Origin of the sequence: Microcoleus sp. B6-A1 (assembly GCF_036705085.1) — a bacterium.
Taxonomy (GTDB): Bacteria; Cyanobacteriota; Cyanobacteriia; order Cyanobacteriales; family Microcoleaceae; genus Microcoleus.
The window spans coordinates 18,790-39,773 of sequence record NZ_JAUBTU010000068.1 but is presented as its reverse complement, the minus strand read 5'-3'; the positions used below and the strand labels follow the sequence as shown (position 1 = coordinate 39,773).

22 protein-coding genes are annotated in these 20,984 nt (G+C 44.1%); 12 read left to right on the top strand and 10 right to left on the bottom strand.

Features of this window, described 5'->3' with window-relative positions; translation table 11 throughout:
- Window positions 1-275: 275 nt before the first annotated feature.
- A complete protein-coding gene (locus QUB11_RS22270; RefSeq protein ID WP_333206105.1) occupies window positions 276-557 on the top strand; it encodes a hypothetical protein in 282 nt (93 codons plus the stop codon).
- A 171-nt stretch (window positions 558-728) separates the two neighbouring features.
- Complete coding sequence (locus QUB11_RS22265; protein ID WP_333206104.1) at window positions 729-1,958, top strand: hypothetical protein; 1,230 nt, start codon at window positions 729-731, stop codon at window positions 1,956-1,958.
- A 14-nt stretch (window positions 1,959-1,972) separates the two neighbouring features.
- On the opposite strand, the gene QUB11_RS22260 is transcribed toward QUB11_RS22265, so the two are convergent.
- The 4 genes from QUB11_RS22260 to QUB11_RS22245 all read right to left on the bottom strand — a co-directional run bounded on the left by QUB11_RS22260 (window position 1,973) and on the right by QUB11_RS22245 (window position 5,095).
- Window positions 1,973-2,272, bottom strand: coding sequence for a (2Fe-2S) ferredoxin domain-containing protein (locus QUB11_RS22260; protein ID WP_333206103.1), 300 nt, complete (start codon window positions 2,270-2,272; stop codon window positions 1,973-1,975).
- Window positions 2,273-2,533: 261 nt separating this feature from the next.
- The gene (locus QUB11_RS22255) at window positions 2,534-3,508 is read right to left on the bottom strand and encodes a cysteine synthase A (RefSeq protein WP_333146687.1); all 975 of its coding nucleotides are present in this window, start codon (window positions 3,506-3,508) and stop codon (window positions 2,534-2,536) included.
- A 65-nt stretch (window positions 3,509-3,573) separates the two neighbouring features.
- Window positions 3,574-4,155: a Uma2 family endonuclease gene (locus QUB11_RS22250; protein WP_333206102.1), complete on the bottom strand. Its 582-nt coding sequence runs from the start codon at window positions 4,153-4,155 to the stop codon at window positions 3,574-3,576.
- A 301-nt stretch (window positions 4,156-4,456) separates the two neighbouring features.
- A complete protein-coding gene (locus QUB11_RS22245) occupies window positions 4,457-5,095 on the bottom strand; it encodes a peroxiredoxin (protein ID WP_006632618.1) in 639 nt (212 codons plus the stop codon).
- 160 nt (window positions 5,096-5,255) lie between these two features.
- Between QUB11_RS22245 and QUB11_RS22240 the strand changes: the two genes are divergently transcribed.
- The 8 genes from QUB11_RS22240 to QUB11_RS22205 all read left to right on the top strand — a co-directional run bounded on the left by QUB11_RS22240 (window position 5,256) and on the right by QUB11_RS22205 (window position 11,688).
- Window positions 5,256-5,531, top strand: a complete 276-nt coding sequence (locus QUB11_RS22240; RefSeq protein WP_333206101.1) for a hypothetical protein — start codon at window positions 5,256-5,258, stop codon at window positions 5,529-5,531.
- A gap of 95 nt (window positions 5,532-5,626) precedes the next feature.
- Window positions 5,627-5,989 carry a cupin domain-containing protein gene (locus QUB11_RS22235; protein WP_333206100.1) on the top strand — a complete coding sequence of 121 codons (363 nt, stop codon included), beginning with the start codon at window positions 5,627-5,629 and terminating at the stop codon, window positions 5,987-5,989.
- Window positions 5,990-6,635: 646 nt separating this feature from the next.
- Window positions 6,636-7,511 (top strand): ChaN family lipoprotein, encoded by an 876-nt coding sequence (locus QUB11_RS22230; protein WP_333206099.1) that lies wholly within the window; start codon window positions 6,636-6,638, stop codon window positions 7,509-7,511.
- A gap of 52 nt (window positions 7,512-7,563) precedes the next feature.
- The gene (locus QUB11_RS22225; protein WP_333206098.1) at window positions 7,564-8,817 is read left to right on the top strand and encodes an AAA family ATPase; all 1,254 of its coding nucleotides are present in this window, start codon (window positions 7,564-7,566) and stop codon (window positions 8,815-8,817) included.
- A complete protein-coding gene (locus QUB11_RS22220; protein ID WP_333206097.1) occupies window positions 8,814-9,446 on the top strand; it encodes a retron system putative HNH endonuclease in 633 nt (210 codons plus the stop codon). Before QUB11_RS22225 ends, QUB11_RS22220 begins: the two co-directional genes overlap by 4 nt.
- A gap of 474 nt (window positions 9,447-9,920) precedes the next feature.
- Entirely contained in the window at window positions 9,921-10,502 is a 582-nt protein-coding gene (locus QUB11_RS22215) for an NAD(P)H-dependent oxidoreductase (RefSeq protein WP_333206096.1), read from the top strand.
- Window positions 10,503-10,650: 148 nt separating this feature from the next.
- Entirely contained in the window at window positions 10,651-11,121 is a 471-nt protein-coding gene (locus tag QUB11_RS22210) for a hypothetical protein (RefSeq protein ID WP_333206095.1), read from the top strand.
- Between the two features lie 3 nt (window positions 11,122-11,124).
- Window positions 11,125-11,688 (top strand): PIN domain-containing protein, encoded by a 564-nt coding sequence (locus QUB11_RS22205; protein ID WP_333206094.1) that lies wholly within the window; start codon window positions 11,125-11,127, stop codon window positions 11,686-11,688.
- A 202-nt stretch (window positions 11,689-11,890) separates the two neighbouring features.
- On the opposite strand, the gene QUB11_RS22200 is transcribed toward QUB11_RS22205, so the two are convergent.
- The 3 genes from QUB11_RS22200 to QUB11_RS22190 all read right to left on the bottom strand — a co-directional run bounded on the left by QUB11_RS22200 (window position 11,891) and on the right by QUB11_RS22190 (window position 14,463).
- A complete protein-coding gene (locus QUB11_RS22200) occupies window positions 11,891-12,055 on the bottom strand; it encodes a hypothetical protein (RefSeq protein ID WP_190661231.1) in 165 nt (54 codons plus the stop codon).
- Between the two features lie 65 nt (window positions 12,056-12,120).
- Window positions 12,121-12,954 (bottom strand): inositol monophosphatase family protein, encoded by an 834-nt coding sequence (locus tag QUB11_RS22195; protein ID WP_333206093.1) that lies wholly within the window; start codon window positions 12,952-12,954, stop codon window positions 12,121-12,123.
- Between the two features lie 75 nt (window positions 12,955-13,029).
- Window positions 13,030-14,463 (bottom strand): BCD family MFS transporter, encoded by a 1,434-nt coding sequence (locus QUB11_RS22190; protein WP_333206092.1) that lies wholly within the window; start codon window positions 14,461-14,463, stop codon window positions 13,030-13,032.
- Between the two features lie 150 nt (window positions 14,464-14,613).
- On the opposite strand from QUB11_RS22190, the gene QUB11_RS22185 reads away from it, so the two are divergent.
- On the top strand, window positions 14,614-15,558 hold the full coding sequence (locus QUB11_RS22185) for an aldo/keto reductase (protein ID WP_333206107.1): 945 nt from the start codon (window positions 14,614-14,616) through the stop codon (window positions 15,556-15,558).
- Between the two features lie 278 nt (window positions 15,559-15,836).
- The gene (locus QUB11_RS22180; protein ID WP_333151339.1) at window positions 15,837-16,352 is read left to right on the top strand and encodes an isoprenylcysteine carboxylmethyltransferase family protein; all 516 of its coding nucleotides are present in this window, start codon (window positions 15,837-15,839) and stop codon (window positions 16,350-16,352) included.
- 53 nt (window positions 16,353-16,405) lie between these two features.
- Here QUB11_RS22180 and QUB11_RS22175 read toward each other — a convergent pair whose 3' ends face one another.
- From QUB11_RS22175 to QUB11_RS22165, 3 genes are all read right to left on the bottom strand, one after another.
- A complete protein-coding gene (locus tag QUB11_RS22175) occupies window positions 16,406-19,033 on the bottom strand; it encodes a CHAT domain-containing protein (protein ID WP_333206091.1) in 2,628 nt (875 codons plus the stop codon).
- 384 nt (window positions 19,034-19,417) lie between these two features.
- Window positions 19,418-19,864 carry a hypothetical protein gene (locus QUB11_RS22170; RefSeq protein WP_333206090.1) on the bottom strand — a complete coding sequence of 149 codons (447 nt, stop codon included), beginning with the start codon at window positions 19,862-19,864 and terminating at the stop codon, window positions 19,418-19,420.
- An 87-nt stretch (window positions 19,865-19,951) separates the two neighbouring features.
- The gene (locus tag QUB11_RS22165; RefSeq protein ID WP_333206089.1) at window positions 19,952-20,941 is read right to left on the bottom strand and encodes a tetratricopeptide repeat protein; all 990 of its coding nucleotides are present in this window, start codon (window positions 20,939-20,941) and stop codon (window positions 19,952-19,954) included.
- Window positions 20,942-20,984: the final 43 nt, after the last annotated feature.

The following is a 20,984-nucleotide window of genomic DNA, read 5'->3' as shown; positions in this document are numbered from 1 at the left end:
CGTCCCGCCCGTCCAAAAAGGACGGGCGGGACGCCCATCCCACAAACTTGTGGAAGTTATTTAATTCTCATTCCATATCAAGTCCGGTCGAGCGACCGCGATTTTCGTAGGGGAGGGTTCGCCAACAATACCTGCCAATAATTGACAATCTCAAAAACCCGCCCCGACCGGGATATTATGGTTAATCGATCGCACATGATATCATTCACCTCCTCACAGCCGATCGCGCTAAACTAAAAGTAGCAATTCTCCTATCCAGCAGCATTGAGAAAATTATGCAGTGCGAATTGTGCGATCGACAAATGGAAGCATTAACCGCCCATCACCTCACCCCCAAACAAAACACCAAGCGCAAAAACGAAGATCCCAGCCCGACAATCGACATTTGCTCAGCCTGTCACCGTCAGATTCACTCTCTATTTGACAACAAACACCTCGCCCAAGAGCTCAATACCCTGGAAAAGCTCAAAAATGATCCTGAACTCCAGAAATTTCTCTCTTGGATTAAGAAACAAAAAACCGACAAACGCATTCAAGTACGCGGCAAAAAAGCTTGATTGCAGGGATCGAGTTCAGATATATAGTCCTGGCCGCAGTTACTGTCTGCCGCCCGGTTTCTTCATTAATTTTTCGTTTCCTAACCCAAAATTTTATAGAGAAACCCGGTTTGTTTGCGTAAATCCTAGTATAGTGATTTACTTATTTGTAACAAGCTGCCAACAATTATCATGAACCTCACCTCCCTCGAACTCGCAAAAGACCGATCGCGCATCTTCAAAAACTACCTCCAAATGGAAATAGATGCCCAAGCTAACATCAACAAACTAGCTTTTTTAGACAGGGGCGTTGAAAAATCCCCTTACCAACAACACATTAAAAACTATCCCGATTATCTCAAACAGAAACCCGACGGCTTAAAAGTAATTAGCTCTATTCCAGGCCCCAATAATCCCCTCAAACCTACTCCGTTTCCCAGCCTGGGAGAACTACCTCAAATTAACTCTCAAGCTTTAAGTTTCCTCCACGCAGACATCAAAGAAGCCTGCGTTTGCATTGGTACTTTTGTAGATGGCAAAATTCAGGCGCAGTGGCTGGGAAAAAACGCACTTACCAAAGCTGAACAGTGGAGTGCTACTAAAATTATCGCACTCCTTAATATCGTCAGTCAAGTAAATACCAAATATCCAGACTGCGACATTGACAACTGCGTTGTTAGAGATGGCAACGGGCTAAGACACGATTTTTACTTTTACGATTTAGCAAAAGATATGATTAGCTATGCCTCCAATATAGCAAGTTCAAACTCCTTAGCTGCGATGTTCAAACGCTTCGATACTCGCATAGGACTAGAGCAATGGCTGAAGAGCGCTACTGGCAATAATGACCTAATTTTTCGCGGCGATTACGGCGAAAATCCTTATCACAACAACCCCAAAATCTTCGATCTCACCAAAAAACAAGTGCTGCTAAGTGCGGCATTAAACAGCACCAAACAAAGTAATACCGTATCTGCTTATGATTTAACCAGGCTAATTTCCATGTTAGGATGGCACTTCCACATCGAACAGCGATCGCGCATGAAAGGATCTCAGTGGAACAGTTTAGAAAGCATTGTCAGAGCAATGGGACATGACAGCGCTCGATATGTGGACGTAGCAATTAAAACTTTGGGGATGGATACTCTCATCACTTCTCCAGTAATTATCTCAAAATTGGGTTACGGACTGAGCTCGATCCGGGGAACCCTAGAAACAGTTTATGTGGCTTTAGTGCGGTTTGTTGACGAGCGGCCGAAAGCGGCGGGAAAGCCGGCCAAACTCAGAACTTTAGCCATGACTTTGCGGGCAGAAAAAGTTTTAGACGGTTCCAGTGTCGATCGCTTGGCGATCGAACTCGACGCCAGATTTTGCGCCGAAATCACGGAAATTCTCCGCCGGTTGTTTGCGGAAGAATTTTAAAGGCGGGCGATCGACTACTTAGAAAGTCGGTGAAACTTGCGATAAAGCATCCTCTCCACCGGCTTTCCTCCCCGCAAATGTTGCTCAGTTATTGCCGCAACTTCCTCCTGACAAACACCGCTGTACCAAACCTCTTCTGGTAGTACCAACACCATCGGCCCGTTGCCGCACTGTCCCAAACAACCGCTAGCAACAACTTCAACTTCTGAGGGCGACAATTTCTGAAAAGCTGCCAGTACCTTTGCTGAATTTTGCTTGCGACAGGTGCGGTTCTGGCAAACAAGAACTTGCCTAGAAGATTGGATAATTTTCATATTTTTTAGTTGACAGTCGGCTGAATATATGCTACCTTTTTATCATGGGAATAGGTGTAGCCATATATGCCCAACTTGTAGGAAAGTCGTTAAAAACTTTGGACGGGCTAGAAGCCCATCCCACAACTCATTAAACTTGAATTGCATTCAATCGCTTTGAATTCCTCAAATTATCGTGGGGAGTAGGGGCCCTAGCGTCCCGCCCGCCCGAAAAATACAATTTAGATGCGGGACAGCTTAAGACTTCAGCGCACCCTACGGTTAATCTGGTGACAAGCCTTTGGAAGCCAACCATTGTCTATCGAACAAACGCGACTGATACCGAGCCCCGCCGTCGCAGAGTACCGTAACAATCGTATGTCCAGGCCCCATTTGCTTCGCTAAAGCCACAGCCGCCCCCACATTAATCCCCACAGAACCGCCCATAAACAGCCCTTCTTTCCTCAGCAGTTGGTAAATCACCCGGACAGCTTCAGTATCGTGAATTTGGATGGCGTCATCTACCGGGGCATTCTCCATATTTGCAGTCACGCGAGTCGTGCCAATTCCCTCAGTAATCGAACTACCTTCAGTCTTAATTTCCCCAGTTTTGAAATAACTGTAAAGCCCGCTGCCCATCGGGTCTGCCAAGACAATTCTCACAGCAGGATTTTTTTCTTTCAAAAACATTCCTACGCCAGCAAAAGTGCCGCCAGTACCAGTAGCTGTTACCCAAGCATCAATTTTGCCGTTTGTTTGTTCCCAAATTTCCGGGCCAGTCGTCTCGTAATGAGCTCGGCGATTGGCTAAATTGTCAAACTGATTGGCCCAGACAGCATTCTCCATTTCCTCCGCCAATCTTCCCGACAATTTGACATAATTATTTGGGTCTTTGTAAGGAACAGCGGGAACAGTCCGAACTTCAGCGCCCAAGGTTTTCAAAGCATCGATTTTTTCTTGAGATTGGTTATCGGGAATCACAATCATACATTTGTAACCTTTCGCGTTGCAAATGTGTGCCAAACCGATGCCAGTATTGCCCGCAGTGCCTTCAACAACAGTGCCGCCCGGTTTCAGCAAGCCTTTTTCTTCTGCGTCTTTGATGATGTATAAAGCAGCCCTATCTTTAACGGAACCGCCGGGATTGAGAAACTCTGCTTTACCGAGAATTTCGCAGCCAGTTTCATCGCTGAAGCTGTTTAAGCGAATTAGTGGTGTGTTGCCGATTGTGCCTACAAAGCCGTTTTTAATATCCATATTTTTTGCGTTTTTGCATCCTATTATTAATTTTTACAAGAAGTTGATATTTATTGCTACCAGTTCTACCAAATCTTGCTCATATTAAGTACGAATCCCGGCAAAACGGGGTCGCCGCTAACTGTAGCCGGATTCTCCAAACATTCTTCGGGCAAACCGGGACGGTAAATATAAACTCTGCGATTTTTGCGGTCAATTAACCAGCCTAACTGCACTCCTGGTTCTCTCATATATTCTTGCATTTTTTCTTGCAATGGCTTGAGATTGTCAGAAGCCGACCTCAGTTCTACTACAAAATCCGGGCAAATAGGTGGGAATTTATCTTGCTGTTCTGGTGACAAAGTATTCCACCGTTCCAGTTTAATCCACGAGGCATCTGGAGACCTGTCACCCATTGAAAGCTTAAATCCCGTACTGGAGTCAAAACACATACCTGTTCCATCTTGGCGAGCCCAAATATACAACTCTCCAAAGACGCTACCGCTGCGATTTCCTGTTGTTCCACCAGTAGGGGGCATAATTAGCAATTCTCCCGATTTGTTGCGTTCAATGCGTAATTCACTATTGATTTGACAGAACTCGAAAAACTCGTCTTCTGTCATTTGCAATTTTGGCGGTATTCGCAACACAATTGTTGATGACAGCATTTTGCCTTTCCTCCAATCTAAAGTGTTTACACAAGATTGCACAATTTCTTTGTTTGTAGTTAGCACTTGAGTGCTCGAAAATCAGGATTAAGGACTCAATTCCTAACTATAAGCTGGTGTGGGATCAATTCCGGTTGTATCGGAATGATTAAACCACAGAGGGCACAGAGAACACAGAGAAAGAGAAGAGAGAGATGCATAATTCCGATGTCAACGGATTTGATATTACGTGCGAATTATAGAGGTAAGGTGCTCCGTGGGCACCTTACATAATTAGGTTCTGCGTCCAGGAATGTTAAACCTATTTATTCGGCTGAGGAGTCATCCGCAAATAAGGCTTAATCGGCGTATAACCTTTAGGAAATTTCTCTTCCAACTCTTTCGGGTCGGTAATCGAAGGTACGATGACGCAATCGTCGCCGTCTTTCCAATCAACCGGAGTCGCAACGCTGTATTTGTCGGTAAGTTGCAAGGAATCAATTACTCGCAAAATTTCATTGAAATTCCGACCAGTGCTCGCGGGATAAGTAATGCTCAAACGCAATTTCTTTTCCGGGTCAATCACAAAAACTGTGCGGATTGTTAAGTTGTTTAGCGAGTTGGGATGGATCATGTCGTAAATGTCGGAAACTTTACGATCGCCATCTGCTAAAATCGGATAATTGAGGGTGACGTTTTGAGTTTCCTCAATATCTTTAATCCAGCCCATGTGAGAATCCACATCATCGACGCTGAGGGCAATGGTTTTAACGCCACGCTTTTCAAATTCAGACTTTAGACGGGCCACTGCACCGAGTTCTGTGGTGCACACTGGAGTATAGTCTTTCGGGTGAGAAAACAACACCACCCAGCTATCCCCAGCCCAGTCGTAGAAGTTGATTTCCCCTTCAGACGAAGCTTGGGTAAAGTTGGGAACTGTATCGCCTAATCGCAGAGTCATAACTGATTTCCTCTAATTTTATTTAAGGACTGTTCCTTATCATGCCATAATAGCCCGGTTTCTCGATCGAGCTGTAAAGGATTCTAAACTTTTTGGTCGATCGATCGGCAATTCCACTACTCTAATCTATGTGTGGCTTATACCGCTAAATTTTCTTGCTATGCTTTACTTTCTGCTGAAGGCAATACAGCCTATTTTAGTCCCGCTGTGTTTTGTGTCCGCCTGGGGTTTAGTTTTTTTGATATTTTCGAGTATCGGGCGTACTGTCGCCGACTCCCTGCGCCGAGCTCAGCGGATGCACCAAATCCCTTGTGCTAACTGCGTATTTTTCACCGGCGACTACCACCTCAAGTGTCCCGTTCAGCCTACAATAGCTTTATCTGAAGATGCGATCGACTGTCCTGATTATCGAGGGCATTCGGGAATTTACGGTTAAAAAATCCGATCGCCGCTTTACATATTTCTTAACATCTCTAGCTCTTTCAATTAAACTTAAGTTGTGGTAAAGAGATTTTTAGGAGTGTGGAAATAATGCTAATTCAAAAGCTAAATGCCTGCGACGAGTTTATTGCTGGCGACGGTACTCAACTGCGAGAATTGCTGCATCCAGACAAACAAGCTGTGGATTTGCGTTACAGTTTAGCCCACGCCACTTTGCCACCGGGACAAACTTCTGTGCTGCACTCCCTGACTACTTCTGAAGTTTACTACATCCTCAGTGGCGTTGGAGAAATGCACATCGACGAGGAAAATCAATTCGTGGAAGCCGGAGATGCAGTTTACATTCCCCCAAACGCCAAGCAGTTTATTTACAACTGTGGCACAGAGTCGCTAATATTTATTTGTATTGTCGATCCCGCGTGGCGAAAGGAAGACGAGACAATTTTCCAGTAATATCATGTCCTATCGAGCGATTAAAAGGGCGGGTTTTTGAGATTGTCAATTATTGACAGATATTTTTCGTGAACCCGCCCCTACCGTATTAGGGGTCATCGACCGGAGATAATATAATTATGCTCGTTACCAGGCTCTGCCCGGTAACGCATATCTAGAGGCTCTGCCTTTACTGAAAAAAACATCATCAACCGAAAATCTCTTTTAACAACAACAGCACCCAGCCATATGTACCGAGTGATTTCCTCTTTTTTCAACTTCGATGTGGAGTTGCAATAATCCTCGGATTCATTTGCATTGCTCCCGTCTAATTAGTTGAGGAAGTATCAGCTTTGTTGGTGGGTGCTGCTATTGGTTTTTAATGAGACAGATGTGAGATTAGACAGCGTTTTACTCCTTAGATTCTATTGTGAACTTCGCTGCGGTATCTAGATGTGGTATCTGTCAGAGAAGCTTTTTGTTCGCTTCATATTATTAATTTACCACCTTCTTCTAGAAGCGCAAGTACCTGCAACTAAACTTTACATTTTTAGAAGTAACTGCCGATAATTATGAAGTTAAATTAAGGATTGAGCTTTCTAGCTGCTCAGCTAAAATAGTAGAGTTCGGCTGTGCTTGATGCTGCGAGAAACGGCATAATGTGTGTATGAAAACAACCAAACTCATCAAACTGTGCGCCTTATCGCTCAGCATCTTTCTGCTGTGCAGCAGTGCAGTGACAGCCCAAACGACGGCGAACCCTCAACCTGGGCAGACTTACACGAATCAAGAGATTCTACAACAGTTGGTGAAAGCAAAAGTCGTGTATCTGGGAGAAACCCACGATAGCGCGGAAGACCACCAAGCTCAACTGAAGATTATCCGAGAAATGCAGCGGCAAAATCGGAAAATTGCGATCGCGATGGAAATGTTTCAGCGTCCCTTTCAAAGTGCGATCGACAACTACTTAGCAGGTAAACTGACTGAAGAGCAATTAGTCGAGCAAACAGAGTACGATCGCAGATGGCGGTTTCCCTGGGAATCTTACGCCCCCATTTTGCGGTTTGCCAAAGAAAATCAACTACCCGTCCTCGCCTTAAATACACCATCCGAAGTAACGAGAAAAGTTGCCACTCAAGGTTTAGAAAGCCTCACAGCCGAGGAAAAAAAGCACATTCCCCCAATATCCGAAATTCGCACCGACAAAGCCGAATATCGGCAACTGCTGCTAGAAGTTTACCAGCAACACCAAAAGGCAGGACAGGGAAATAGTACGGCTTTTGAAAGATTCTTGCAAGCCCAAGTTTTGTGGGATGAAACTATGGCGGAAAAAATAGCTGAATTTGTCAAAGCAAACCCCGACTATCAAGTTGTGGTGTTGGCGGGGAAAGGACACATTATTTACGGTTACGGCATTCCCAGTCGCGTCGAGAGGCGTTTGGGAGTCGGGAATGTAAAAGTGCGATCGGTTTTACTCAATTCCAATGACAATCCTGTTTTGTCGGCAGATAGACCCATTGCTGACTTTGTTTGGCAGCATTGATTTGATATGATCTCAAAAATATAACCCACTAAGCCAGAGCGAGAACCAAATCGTGAAAGTCAAGCGTCTAAAAATGAACTCATTCCGAGGCATCAGCGATTTGACCCTGGAGTTTGATACAGATGAGCCGACTGTGTTCATCGGTATCAACGGTGTGGGAAAATCCAGCATACTTGAGTGTTTGGCTATTCTTCTCTCCTGGCTGACCAAGCGAATTCAAACTCCCAATAGTAATGGACGTTCTTTCAACGAAGATGATATCAAAAAAGGATGGAAAGAAACTCACAACGAAATTACAATTTCAATCAATGAATGGTCGGAAGTTGTATGGTCTTTAAGCAAGGTCAGTAAAGGGCGAAGCAAGGATACTAGCAGCAATCTTGGGGACTTAAAAAAAGTTGTCGATCGCATACACAGTCAGTTAGATGCTAATTCTTACGCAGCATTGCCTCTGGCTGTTTACTACCCAACTAACCGTGCCGTACTTGATATTCCTTTGAAGATTAGGACGAAACATTCGTTTGAGCAGATAACTGTTTATGACGAGGTTCTCACGGGAGGGCAGATCGATTTTAGGCGCTTTTTTGAATGGTTTAGAGATCGGGAAGATTTAGAAAACGAAGTACGACTAAATGATTATGCTCAGTATCGCGATCGCGAACTAGAAGCAGTCAGATATGCGATCGAGAACTTACTAGACGGCTTTTCAAATTTACGGGTTAGGCGATCGCCTTTGCGAATGACGGCAGACAAACAAGGTGATGAACTGATCGTCAATCAACTATCCGATGGTGAAAAATGCTTGTTAGCACTAGCAGGAGATTTAGCAAGGCGTTTGGCGATCGCAAATCCGGATCGAAATTGCAATCCGCTTGAGGGTTCCGGCGTTGTTTTGATTGACGAGATTGAGCTCCACTTGCACCCAAAATGGCAACGGGCGATTATTCCGAATCTGAAAAAAACATTCCCAAATTGCCAGTTTATAATTACGACTCATTCGCCACAGGTCATCAGCGATCTCAAATGGGTTCATCTTTTGAGGTCAACACCTGAAGGAATTGCGATCGAGCGAGTACCCTCCTTTGGGAAAGATAGCAATCGGATTCTAGAAACGCTTATGGGAACTCCAGAACGTCCGCAGGAAATTATAGAATCTTTACGTGAATTGTTTCGCTTGATAGACAATGGCGAACTCGGAAATGCACGGCAATTGCGCCAAGAATTAGCACACCGAATTGGAGAAGAAGATCCTGAATTTGTGAGAGCAGATTGGCTAATTCAACGCAAGGAAATTCTCACTAAATGAAATATATTCAAAAGGGGAAAGAACCTCTAAATTTTTCCGAATGGAAGGCTACACAGAAGTCTCTCGGTGTCAACTATGATTACAAATATCTTTCCAACCCTGAGAAAGTATCGGTACACATTTCTTTGCTAAGTGAACAAGGCTATATTTGCTGCTACTGCTGTATGAGAGTTGAGCAAAGCAATAGCCATATTGAACATCTAGCCCCCCAGAGCAAGACTGATTCCGAATTATCTCTTGATTACACAAATATGCTAGGCTCTTGTGGCCGATATCCAAATTGGCCAGAGTATTGTGGCAATAAGAAGCAGAATCTTGCGATCGGGGTTTCGCCACTACAAGCCAACTGTGAAGAATTTTTTGATTACTCTAGCACTGGTGAGATACTGCCAACTGCTAATAATTTAGCTCATCAAAAAGATGCTCAAACAACCATTAAAGTTTTGGGACTCAATCATTATGACTTAACACAGGGACGAATTCAAGCATTTGAAGCACTGGAAGGAATAACACAGGAAGAGGCAGAATTATTAGCTCAAGTTTGTCAACAAATGAATGCACAAGGGCGATACCAGCCTTTTTGTAATGCAGTTTTGTATTTTCTCAAAAATTATTTTGGTGTTTCTTAAGTTTAATGTTACCCAAAGATTGCGCGATCGACGATCGGACTTAATATAAACTTGACCCCACCGCATCACCCGATCGCAGATTGCAGAAACTCGATGCACCAAGGCACACTTTACATATCGGTCATCCGTCGGTTATATTTACTACAAACCGCGCGCCCGGTGTGGGAGACTCCTCAGTCAATCGATTTTAGATTTTAGATTTTAGATTTTAGATTGAAGCATTGGCCCCACGGATAAATACGTTCGGCAAGTTTCATCGGATACAGGTTTTTTATTTCTGGGTCCTGAGTTTGCGCGTTGGAATGAATCACGTGGCGGGTATCCTGGATGCTTTCAGTCACGTCGGCCCGGTTTTTCATTGGTGACAATTTATTTAACTAATATATCTTAAGGAAAGAGACAGCGAGCGCCTTACTTTGCTAAAATTTATCTTGGAAATGTCAAGATTATCTTGTCAAAATATCAGGAAACACCGTGAACAATAGACCAAAAATACTTGCATTTGCCGGGAGTACCCGCGAAGCATCCTATAACAAACTGCTGGTAAAAGTTGCGGCGGCTGGGGCTACGGCGGCGGGTGCAGAAGTTACTTATGTAGATTTGCGCGATTTGCCGATGCCGCTATTTGACGAAGATTTGGAAGCAAAAGAGGGAATGCCAGAAAATGCCCGGCACTTGAAGGAATTGATGGTAGCGCATGACGGTTTTTTGATAGCTTCCCCGGAGTATAACAGTTCAATTACGCCTGTGTTGAAAAATGCGATCGATTGGGTATCGCGCCCAGCACCCGGTGAACCGGGATTGGTGGCATTTACTGGCAAAGTAGCGGTAATTATGAGTGCTTCCCCAGGGGGAATGGGCGGTTTGCGGGGATTGGTTCATTTGCGATCGATCCTGGGGAATATTAACGTATTGGTACTCCCGGATCAGAAAGCAGTACCCCAAGCTTTTGAAGCATTTAATGCTGACGGTACGATGAAAGATCCCAAACAGCAGGACTCTGTTGAAAATCTCGGTGCTAAGTTGTCTAATGTGCTGTCGAAATTAATCGCATGAGGCAATAAATTCATTTTGCAGTAGGGACACACCAATGTTGTGTCCCTATCCCAGCATCTGTTATTTTGCTGGCTGCATCAAGTGCGATCGCCTCGCAAAATTGCTACGATCGTAGTTGATTGGCTGTTATTCTCACCCCCAAATTAACATGACATTCACCGGAGATCCCGACTCAGCACCTGCTTTGCCGACAGCAGCAGAAGCAGCGGTTGCCAAAACCAGCAGCCGCGCTTTAGAATCGCACTTGCAAAATCATCCGTCTGGCGAATCCCTCAAATTGATATTAAACGAAAAAGAGGGAAAGACAATTGACATACCTGCCGCAGCATTGCCACTGCTGTTAGCGATTTTACAACAGACAAGCAGCGGCAATACTGCCAGGCTGATTCCAATTACTAAAGAACTTGATATCTGGCAGGTTGAGGTCATACTCAATGTCTCTCGCGAGTATGTGTGGCACTTACTAGATTCTGGCGCAATTCCTCACAAAATGGTACGCGGCTGTCGCCGGATAGGTTACGAAGATGTAATGAAATATAAAAAGCAGAGTTACGAAAAAAGTATGAAAGGGATGGATGAGCTTGTAGCTGAATCAGAAGCACTAGGCTTGTACGATTGAAGTATGGCTATTTTCACTGCTGTTTATGATGCTAACATTTTATATTCTGCACCGCTGCGGGACTTCTTCGTCCAGTTAGCAGCTAGCAAAATAGTTGATGCCCGTTGGACAGAAGAAATTCACAGCGAATGGATGAGAAATGTACTTCTCCACCGTCCGGATATCACGTCGGAACAGCTTGCCAGAACCAAAAACTTGATGAATGAAAATGTTGAAAATTGCTTAGTGCAAGGTTATGAGCTAATTATACCTGAGTTGGAACTTCCCGATCCGGGCGATCGGCACGTTCTAGCAGCAGCAATTCATTCTCGCGCGGATTTTATCGTTACTTTCAATCTCAGGGATTTTCCTGCTGAGAATCTCAAACAATATAACATTGAACCGCTGCACCCAGATGACTTTATCCTGCGCTTTCTCAACTTAAAGTTTGAAGGTGTATGCAAAGCAGCGGAGAAACAAAGAATCCGGCTTAAGAATCCGCCAAAAACGCCGGACGAGTATTTACAAACGCTGGTAGAATTGGGACTGCCGCACTCAGCAACTCGGATGCGAGAATTGTGCTATTGAGATTAGTGCGATCGCAAATCACAGACTTTTCCGAGTTTCTTCCAAGCTTTATTCTTGTATCTTCCCACAGGCTAACTCTTCGACCTAGCCAATATACCACTCATCTACTTATTCCCACACCGCAGTAAACGTATTTTCCATTGTGCCTCTACTTGAAAACGGGTATAATTTTATTTCCTAGAAATAATAGCTCGTGAAAAACTTACCACAAATTGTACCAAAACCGCATCACCCGATCGACGTAAAACAAAACCACCCGATCGCAGATTGGCAGAAATAGACAAGAGTAGGCATACTTGAACCATCGGTCATCGGTCGGTATATTTCTTCCAAACAGCACGGCAGGCGTGGGAGACTCCTCCGTCACGCCTGCCCTGCAGTTTTATTTGATAATTGTTCGATTTCCTACGGGATAGCTTCGCTTAACCTAAATTACCCCATTTTTTTCTTCTTCCAAGCCTCCACAAACGGCAAAAACACCGACACCAACTCCTGCCGATTCATCACCAAAGTCGGATAAGAAATCCTGCCGTAATTCTTCCCCACTTCCAGCGGAAAAATCCCCTGAGATTCCAGCGGTAGCCAAACCGCACCAGCAGCCTTCACAATTACCCAACTCCCCGCAATATCCCAAATTTTCGGAGTCGCTTCCACCCCTCCCATAGCCACACCCGAAGCCACAGTCAAAAAATTGTAACTAGCCATGCCCAACATCCGAATTTTACTCGGAAGATGAGGCCCGATACCCACACTTCTGGAACACAAATTAAAAATATGATTCCCGCTCATCTTATCAGCAGTGGGACAAATCGGCCGATTGTTCAAAAACGCACCTTGAGGCATATTTGCCAATACATTGTCGCCCGCCAAATCCCCTGCATAAAAACCGTGAAAAAACTGATTCACCGGCGGCAAATGCACGCAGCCAAAAACCGGAGTTCCGCGATACAATAAACCCAAAGAAATCCCCCAAATCGGAATTCCCCTAGCAAAATTAGTCGTAGCATCCAGAGGATCAACAACCCAACACCATTCATTCTCTGGGAAAACGTGTTCTCCTTCCTCACTCAAAATCCCGTGACTGGGAAAAGTAGATGAGATCGCACTTCTAATCTCCGCATCCGCCCAATTGTCAGACTGCGTAACCAAACTCCCATCATCCTTCTCATCTGCTTGTGCAGAACCAAAATCTTTCAAAAACTGCTGGCCGACTGTCTTGACAGTAGTCTGAGAAAAACTTAAAATAGAATCCCAAAAATCTTTCATTTGCAGTTTTTTTGTATTAAGGACTGAAGCCCTTGATTAACAAGAGAATGAGGACTAAAGTTCTCACTACAAACCTTAGTCTAATTCATTTTCAAGAATAGTGGCGATCGCACTTTTAGCATTATCCTGAAACTCCCGAACATCCACCCTACCCAACAACCAAACAGCCAGAATCATACCCACCGCCGGCACCGCAAACACCAACCCGTAAGCCAACATCGGCACCCCAAACAAACTCCTGCCCAAATCCAAAATAGCACCGCCACTAATCGTCGCCACACCCCGCGCCATCGCCTGCGACAAACCCCAAGCACCAATAAAAGTCCCCGCCGTTTCCGCCGCAGTCAAATCCAACATCAAACTCAATGCACCAGTCGTCGTAATTCCCGAAGCAAAACCAAAAAACATTAAAGCCGACTTAAACACAATTGGATTACCAGTAAATCCCGATAAAATAATTAAACCAAAACAAGCCGCCACCGACAAACAGCCCAACCTAATCGTATTTTGCTTGCCAATGCGCGGCACAATTAAAAAACCAGTAGCGCTCAAACCGATCAGAGTACCTGTACCATAAATAGCATTCAACCGCGTAGTTTCCGAAATCGGCATCTTAAAAATTTCCCCGCCGTAAGGTTCCAAAACCGCATCCTGCATAAACAAGCAAATTGTCATAATCAGCAGGAAAGTAAAAAACAAACCGGTTTGGCGGCTAGCGGTCAAAATCCGCAGCGCACTTCCCAGAGTAATTTTATCTTCTCGATTCACTGCGGACGATCGCATCTTGTACCGCGAATACTTTTTCTCAACGCCAAAAGTCGCAATCCCCACCAACAGCAAAACAAGCGCTGGCACCTTCACAAACAAACCATTAATCGAAGCCTGCAACACTTCCCGTGGCACATCCCCATCAATTTGTTTCAGCAAACCGCTGCTAATAATCGCCCCGATAATAATACCAACCATCAGCATCGACCACACCACACCCACCAACTTCGATCGATCCTCCTCATCCGAAACATCCACCAACAAAGCAGCAAAAGGAGTCGAACTCGAACAAATAGCAATACCATAAAGTGCAAAAATCAAACCCAACAAACCCACCCAACCGTAAGTAGGAGTAGTCCACCCCACAGCCTCCAAACTGCTGCCCAAGCGCCACATCACCTGCACCGCCAAAAAAGCAGAAATCACAAACAAAACCCCGCCCATCCACACATAACCCGTGCGGTGATGGCCAAACAAAGGCCTAGCATCAGACATTTGCCCGAACCACACCCTAGCCGGGGCGACAAACTGGTGCATAGCCAGCGTACCAGCCACCACAGTAGCCGGAATCGCCAACTCCTTAATCATGACGCGATTGAGCACCCCCAGGGTCAAAATCGACATCATGCCCAATCCCATCTGAAACAAACCCAACCGGAACATAGTCAGCAGGGTAACTCTCTTGATAGCAGGAGTCGCGGAATCTGTTAATCTTGAATCTGGTAAACGGTCGATCGACATAACTACTCAAATAAACACATCATTTGCACTTATAGTAACTGAGATATCGCCACCAGCCGCCTTTCCTCCCCCGGCTAGAAGCTCGATCGGGATTATTCGTATAAATTCATATAAAAATAAAGAGAATCAATAACTGTGGATTTACCAACCGTGACAACCATTACCCTAGGACAAAACGGCCCAGCCGTCATTCCCCTGTGCGTCGGAACTTGGGCTTGGGGCGACAAACTATTTTGGAACTACGGCAGCAACTACGGCGCCGCCGAAGTCGAAGCAGCATTCAAAACATCCCTTGACAACGGAGTCAACTTTTTTGACACAGCCGAAGTCTACGGTAACGGCTTGTCAGAAGAATTGCTGGGGCAGTTTCTCAAAAAAACCACCCAACCCGTGCAAATAGCCACCAAATTCGGCCCCGTACCTTGGCGGATTACAGGAAAATCAGTTTCCCAAAGCTTGAGTGCCAGTTTAAAACGCTTGCAAGTAGAACAAATAGCCCTCTACCAAGTGCACTGGCCCTTCACTTTTTTACTGAGTCAAGAAACCCTGATGAACGCCTTAGCCGACGAAGTAAAACAAGGCAGAATTCAAGCAGTAGGAGTCAGCAACTATTCAGTAGAACAGATGCGCCAAGCCCACAAAATACTAGCAGCCAGAGGCGTTCCCCTAGCAACAAATCAAGTCCGGTACTCATTGCTGTCGCGGCAAGTAGAAAAACAAGGAATTGTGAGTGCAGCCCGCGAATTGGGCGTCACAATTTTAGCATACAGCCCCTTAGCCCAAGGATTGCTCACCGGCAAATACACAGCCCAAGAACCACCTACAGGAGCCCGCAAAATGGACTCCCGCTTCAGCAAAAGCGGCATCGAAAAAATTGAATTAGTCATGTCCACCCTGCGGAAAATGGGCAGAAAGCGCGATCGTACGCCCGCCCAAGTTGCCCTAAACTGGTTGATATGCCAAAACGGAGTCATCCCCATTCCCGGCGCCAAAACCGCCAAACAAGCCCAAGAAAATGCAGGCGCGTTAGGCTGGAATTTGAGCCAAGAAGAAGTCAATCAATTAGAATTAATGACACGTCCCTGGCGAGAATAAATTTGTTAATTGTTGACTGTTGACTGTTGACTGTAGGTTGTTCCCTGTTCGCCGTAGGTTGGGTTTTACTTCACTCTACCCAACCTACAGTTCACTTTCTTCTCCCCTTTTCCCTCTTCCCTCTTCCTTCTCCCCTCTCCCCTCTTCCTTCTTCCTTCTTCCTGACATCCGTTACATCCGTTACATCCGTTACATAATCCGTTGCCGAACTCCCCTCTTCCTTCTTCCTGACATCCGTTACATCCGTTACAAAATCCGTTGCCGAACTTTGTCTTACTATGAAAATCTTAACTGACTGGGGCTTCACGCGCGAAGGCTGGCGCAACAACAGCCGCGGCGAATATTTAGTTTTGCTGCAAGGAGGATTGCTCACAGGATTTGTAATCTTACCAGTTTATCAACTGCCAGGATTAAAAATTCAATCAACCCACTTACTTTATATTATCTGGTTTATGGCCAGTATTCTCGGCTTAACCGGATTAATTTTCATCATCAAAGGATTGATAGACTTAGGAAAAAACCTCACACCTTTACCATATCCCAGAGAAGACGGAGAATTAGTCCAAACAGGCATTTACGGAATAGTGCGGCATCCATTATACAGCGGCTTAATTTTAGCAGCCCTCGGCTGGACACTTTTTCAAATGAGCATATCCCACTTAATAGCCAGCGCACTATTAATAATACTTTTCGAGATCAAAGCCAACCGAGAAGAAACCTGGTTAACCAAAAAATATCCAGAGTATTCAGAGTACCGCCAAAAAGTCAAAAAACTAATTCCCGGAATCTATTAACAGTTCGATCTAAAAACCTCGCTGTCAACAGTCAACTGTCAACAGTCAACTATCTAAAGACCATTACCAATCAGAATAAACGGTGCCCAGTAGTATGGATGATGCAAACGACTGGCCACTGACGGTTTCAAACCGCTGCGAGTTTGAGCTAAAATTGATAAATTGGCCGATCGACCCAACACTGAATCATCACCTGTAATTAAGGCTATTTGCGCTTTTTGCAAAGCTTCTGCCTTTTTATTTCCCGACAGCAACGCCGTATAAAAAGCTGTCATCAACGCTTGAGTGCCGCCATCATCTACTTTCCATAAAGATGCGATCGCAGCTTTTGCTCCTGTTTCCTGTATCTGGTAGCCAAAACCTAAAATTTCTTCTCCATTACCTAGTTTACCACCTATCCCCGTCTCGCAAGCACTCAATACTACCAAATCTACATTCAGTAGGTTTAAAGTTTGAATATCGGGCAGGGTAATTACATCCTCATCACCTAGCAAAATAAACGAATCTTCCGGTTGTCCGGTAACAAACATAGCATGAGTTGCCAAATGAATAATGTTATAATCTGGCAAACGCGGAATCATTGTGGCACGATTGAATTCCCGATCTATTAATTTTGTAGTTCCCGGCACCATCGCAGCTAAATTTTCCACTTCCAGCCCCGCAAATTGCAAGCCAGAAAAAGCAAATGGAGTAGACCCCCGTTTAAAAGTAGAACGACGCGCACCAAAAGCAGCCGCCAAAACGCGAGGTTGATAAGTCGTTTCTCCATTGAATTTTGTGAGGCTCGTAGCAGTAATATTATTAATGGCAAACCGCTGCCCCAACCATTGTTTACCATCATATAAAGCTGCTAGAGGAATGTAGCGCAACTGTCCATCAGGAGCATAAATAATGCTTTTAGCTTGTGCTTCACTCAGATCGTGTTCGAGGGGTTTGATTAACCAATTATAAAGTTTCTTAGCTGGGATTGTGGCATCGGAGTTGGGATCTTCCAAAGCCATGCGAAATTCCAGAATTGCTTGATTGAGTTCTTGTTTTTTAACTGCTACAGTACGTCGGAATGGGGGAGAGTCAGCAGTTGTTATTACCAATTCTAAACGGTCTTCTAAAATTAAAGGCTGAATCAATACGGCTTTTTTTTCTAACCGCTGCAATAGGTCTCCCCGTATGGTATTGAGTTGAGCTAGATTCACAGTTTGTACTCTAGGGCTGAGTTGTTGGAGAATGGCAACAATTTCAGGAGAATTAATAAATTCGTTGAATGTGCCGCGCATTTCCTGCTGCATTTGCCTGAGATTGGCAATTTCTTGTTGCTGCTCAGATGTGCGATTAGCTGGAGTAATTTTTTCTAATTCAGCCAGCTTTCTGCCTAGTTGAATCTCTCTATTTAAAATTTCATTGTGTCTGTTTCGGATTTGCTTTTCTTGAGGAGTTAAGGGAATACCTTGTGCTGTTTGTTCGTTTCCCCGAACGGAACGGAGATAATCTTCTATTTCTTGAATTTTGAGTAAATCGAGGACTTGTTGTGCTTCTAAAACTCGGTCTTGTTGCAGTAATAAATCGGCGAGGAGGCGGTAGGTATCGGCGACAGTTGTTGTATAAGAAAGCTGTTGTTCGGGGGGGAGAGAGCGCAAATCGCTGCGAATTGATTCGGTGACATTAACGGATAATTTATAAAAGGCTATCGCTACTTCTGGTTGATTTTGTTTCGCCAATACTTCCCCTATGTTACTAAGAATGAGGCGTTCTGTTTGGCGATCGCCAATTTCTCTAATAATTCCTAAAGCTTTCTGGTAAGAATTTAATGCTTGGTCAAATTGATTTAAACCTTGATAAACACTACCAATTCGATAGAGTGTTCTCCCAACCCAAGGCTTTTCTCCTAATTCTTGGGAAATTGATAATGCTTCTCTCAGCACTTCTAATGCTTGAACGTACTGTCCTTGCTCGGAATACACAGAACCTATATGATTTAAAGTACGACCAATACTTGCACGTTCGCTGAGTTGCCTCTGAATCAATAACGATTTTTCATAGAAATTCAGAGCTTTTGAGTATTCTTTGAGTTTTTCATAAACCGTCCCAAGGTTCAGAAGAGTTATTGCTTCGCCGGAGCGATCGTTCGCTTTTTTACGAGCAGCTAAAGATTGCTGAAAAACTACCAAAGCTTGAGAACTTTGTCCTAGATAACTGTAAACTACTCCAATATTATTTAAAAGGCGACCACTACTCGATATATCGTTATCTTCTTGACTGATAGCAAGGTTCTTCTGATAAAAATTAAGCGCCTGAGAATATTCCGCTAAACCTTCATATACTACCCCTATTCCATTAAGAGAGTGTGCAATATTTACCTTGTCGCCAATTTCTTCATGAATTACTAAAGCTCGTTGATAAAAGTCTAGAGCTTGGTAATATTGTCCTTGTCGGTAATAAGCGTTAGCTATTGCAATCATACTTTTTCCCACTCTTACTTGGTCATTTAATTCCTGATGAATAACTAAAGATTTTTGTAACAATGGGAGAGCTTGGGAATATAAATTTAGTTGAAGATAAACAGCACCAATTGCATAACTAGCTTTGCCAATACCTGGGCGCTCGCCATTCTTTTGGTAAATTGCTAAAACTTGTTTGTAAATCTCTAATGCTTCTTGATACTGACTTTGGTCATATTTTTGCATCCCTGTTTCAAAGAGTTTTTCAACTTCAGTTTTAGGTTCCCCAGTAGTTGAATTTTGTGTAAAATAAAAAAAATCTGGTTGAAAATCAGAATTAATTATACAAGATTCCTCCGATTTAGTTACTATCGGTAATCCTGACAAGTGCCCTATTGATAATTTTAGTGTCACCAATAAAAAGCCAACCTGAACCGAGTTAACAAACATATAAAAGGGCTATATCTAGTTTTTAAAGAATACAAATACTTCTCCTAAAATTGGCTAATTGCAAATACAGCACTTTTGAGTTTATGAATTACACCCCAGAAACCAGGTTTCTTCAAGAAACCTGGTTTCTCTGTACCTCACATACCTGAAAACGGCTGTATTTGAGTAATGATTGTTTCATTAAGGAGAGGGCGTTGGCGTTGGAGGTGGCTCTGACACTTGCGGTGCCGCTCTCCGAAAGTTTGAATCTCCAGATCTTGAACGACGGGGCGTTGGCGTTGGAGGTGGCTCTGACACTTGCGGTGTCGCTCTCCGAAAGTTTGAATCTCCAGATCTTGATAAAGGCGGTGGCGGTGGAGATGGCTCTCCCCGAAAGTTTGAATCTCCAGATATTGGTAAATTTGACTCTTCTAATTCTGGTAATAGTGACTCTAAGGAGAGCCTGCATATATCGGCAATATTAGCTAGAGTGTATGCTACACCACTTAGATCGCCAATTTTCTGATAAATAGCTAAAGCAGCTTGGCAAAGTTGTAAAGCAGCACTATAGTTTTTTGCTTCAACCTCCTTGTAAGCTTCCTGAAATAATTCATCAGCTACCTGAATCGCAGATTTGTCATCGCTCATTTTCGTTCTTGCCTCTCACCTCATGATTTCCAATTTCATACTCACTCTAAAAACTGTTCTCCGGGAAAAATCAAAATTTTCTCTAAATTAACTCCCCAATCCTCCGGCAAAGCGTTGCGGTTTTGCCAAACTTGCCTTGAGTTTGGCAATCTGCGTTTCCAGTTCCTTAACTTTTCGCGTATTTCCTAAAGCTTTGTGACTGTTTATGGCTTGCGTCAACCAGCGAAGTGCTTCTTGCTTTTCGCCGATCGCCCCGTACAACTCCCCCAAAGCCTCCTCTAACTGCGCTTGCTCCCCGATGTCTTTGGCTGCACTAGCTAATTCCTGTGCTTTTAGATAATTGCTCTCCGCCAGCAATGTCACCCCTTCTTGCCAGTATAAATCGCCGAGCTTGCGATAGGCAATAGCTTCTTGAAAACCCGTTGCTACCAATGCTTCCAATGTCTCGATCGCCTCAGATTTCAAATCCGAACCGATGTAAAAATAAGCACGTTGCAAAGCTTTGGTTTTCTCGGCAATTTTTTGACTGTTAATTTGCTCGATCGCCCCTTTCACCAGTTGCTTTTGGGTCGGTGGTAGCATTCGGAAGCTTCGATCGCCCAGTTTTTCCTCGTCAGATGTCCTGCCGTTCTCAGCTTTTACCACCAGTAAATACACAAATCCCGGTTCCAGTTGTGGTGTTCCCGGATACACTACCTCATTTCCATTAACTTTTGTTTCCCAAATTGTGCGATCGCCTTTCACTAAACTAACAGTATAATTATTAACACCGGGAACTTTATTCCAACGCAATTTCGGTTGATCGTTCAGCAATAAAGTGCGTCGGGGACTGATAATATAAGGAATTAAGACATCAAGAGGCCCGCGAGGATCGGCAGTATAATCCTCACAGTCGATCGCTAGCATTTCCGGTCGATCGATACCTGAAACTTGAGGATGCAATCCATTAATTATCGGATCAACTCTTGACGCTGTGACGATCGGGATTAAAGGCGTCAGCCCAAAAATAGCAAAGTAAGTAAATGTTTTGCCTTTGAGATTGATTGCTGTCAGCTTGGATGGATGATTATTTTTCATGACCTAAATTATTTTTCATTGTTCGCGATAGCGAAGCGATCGC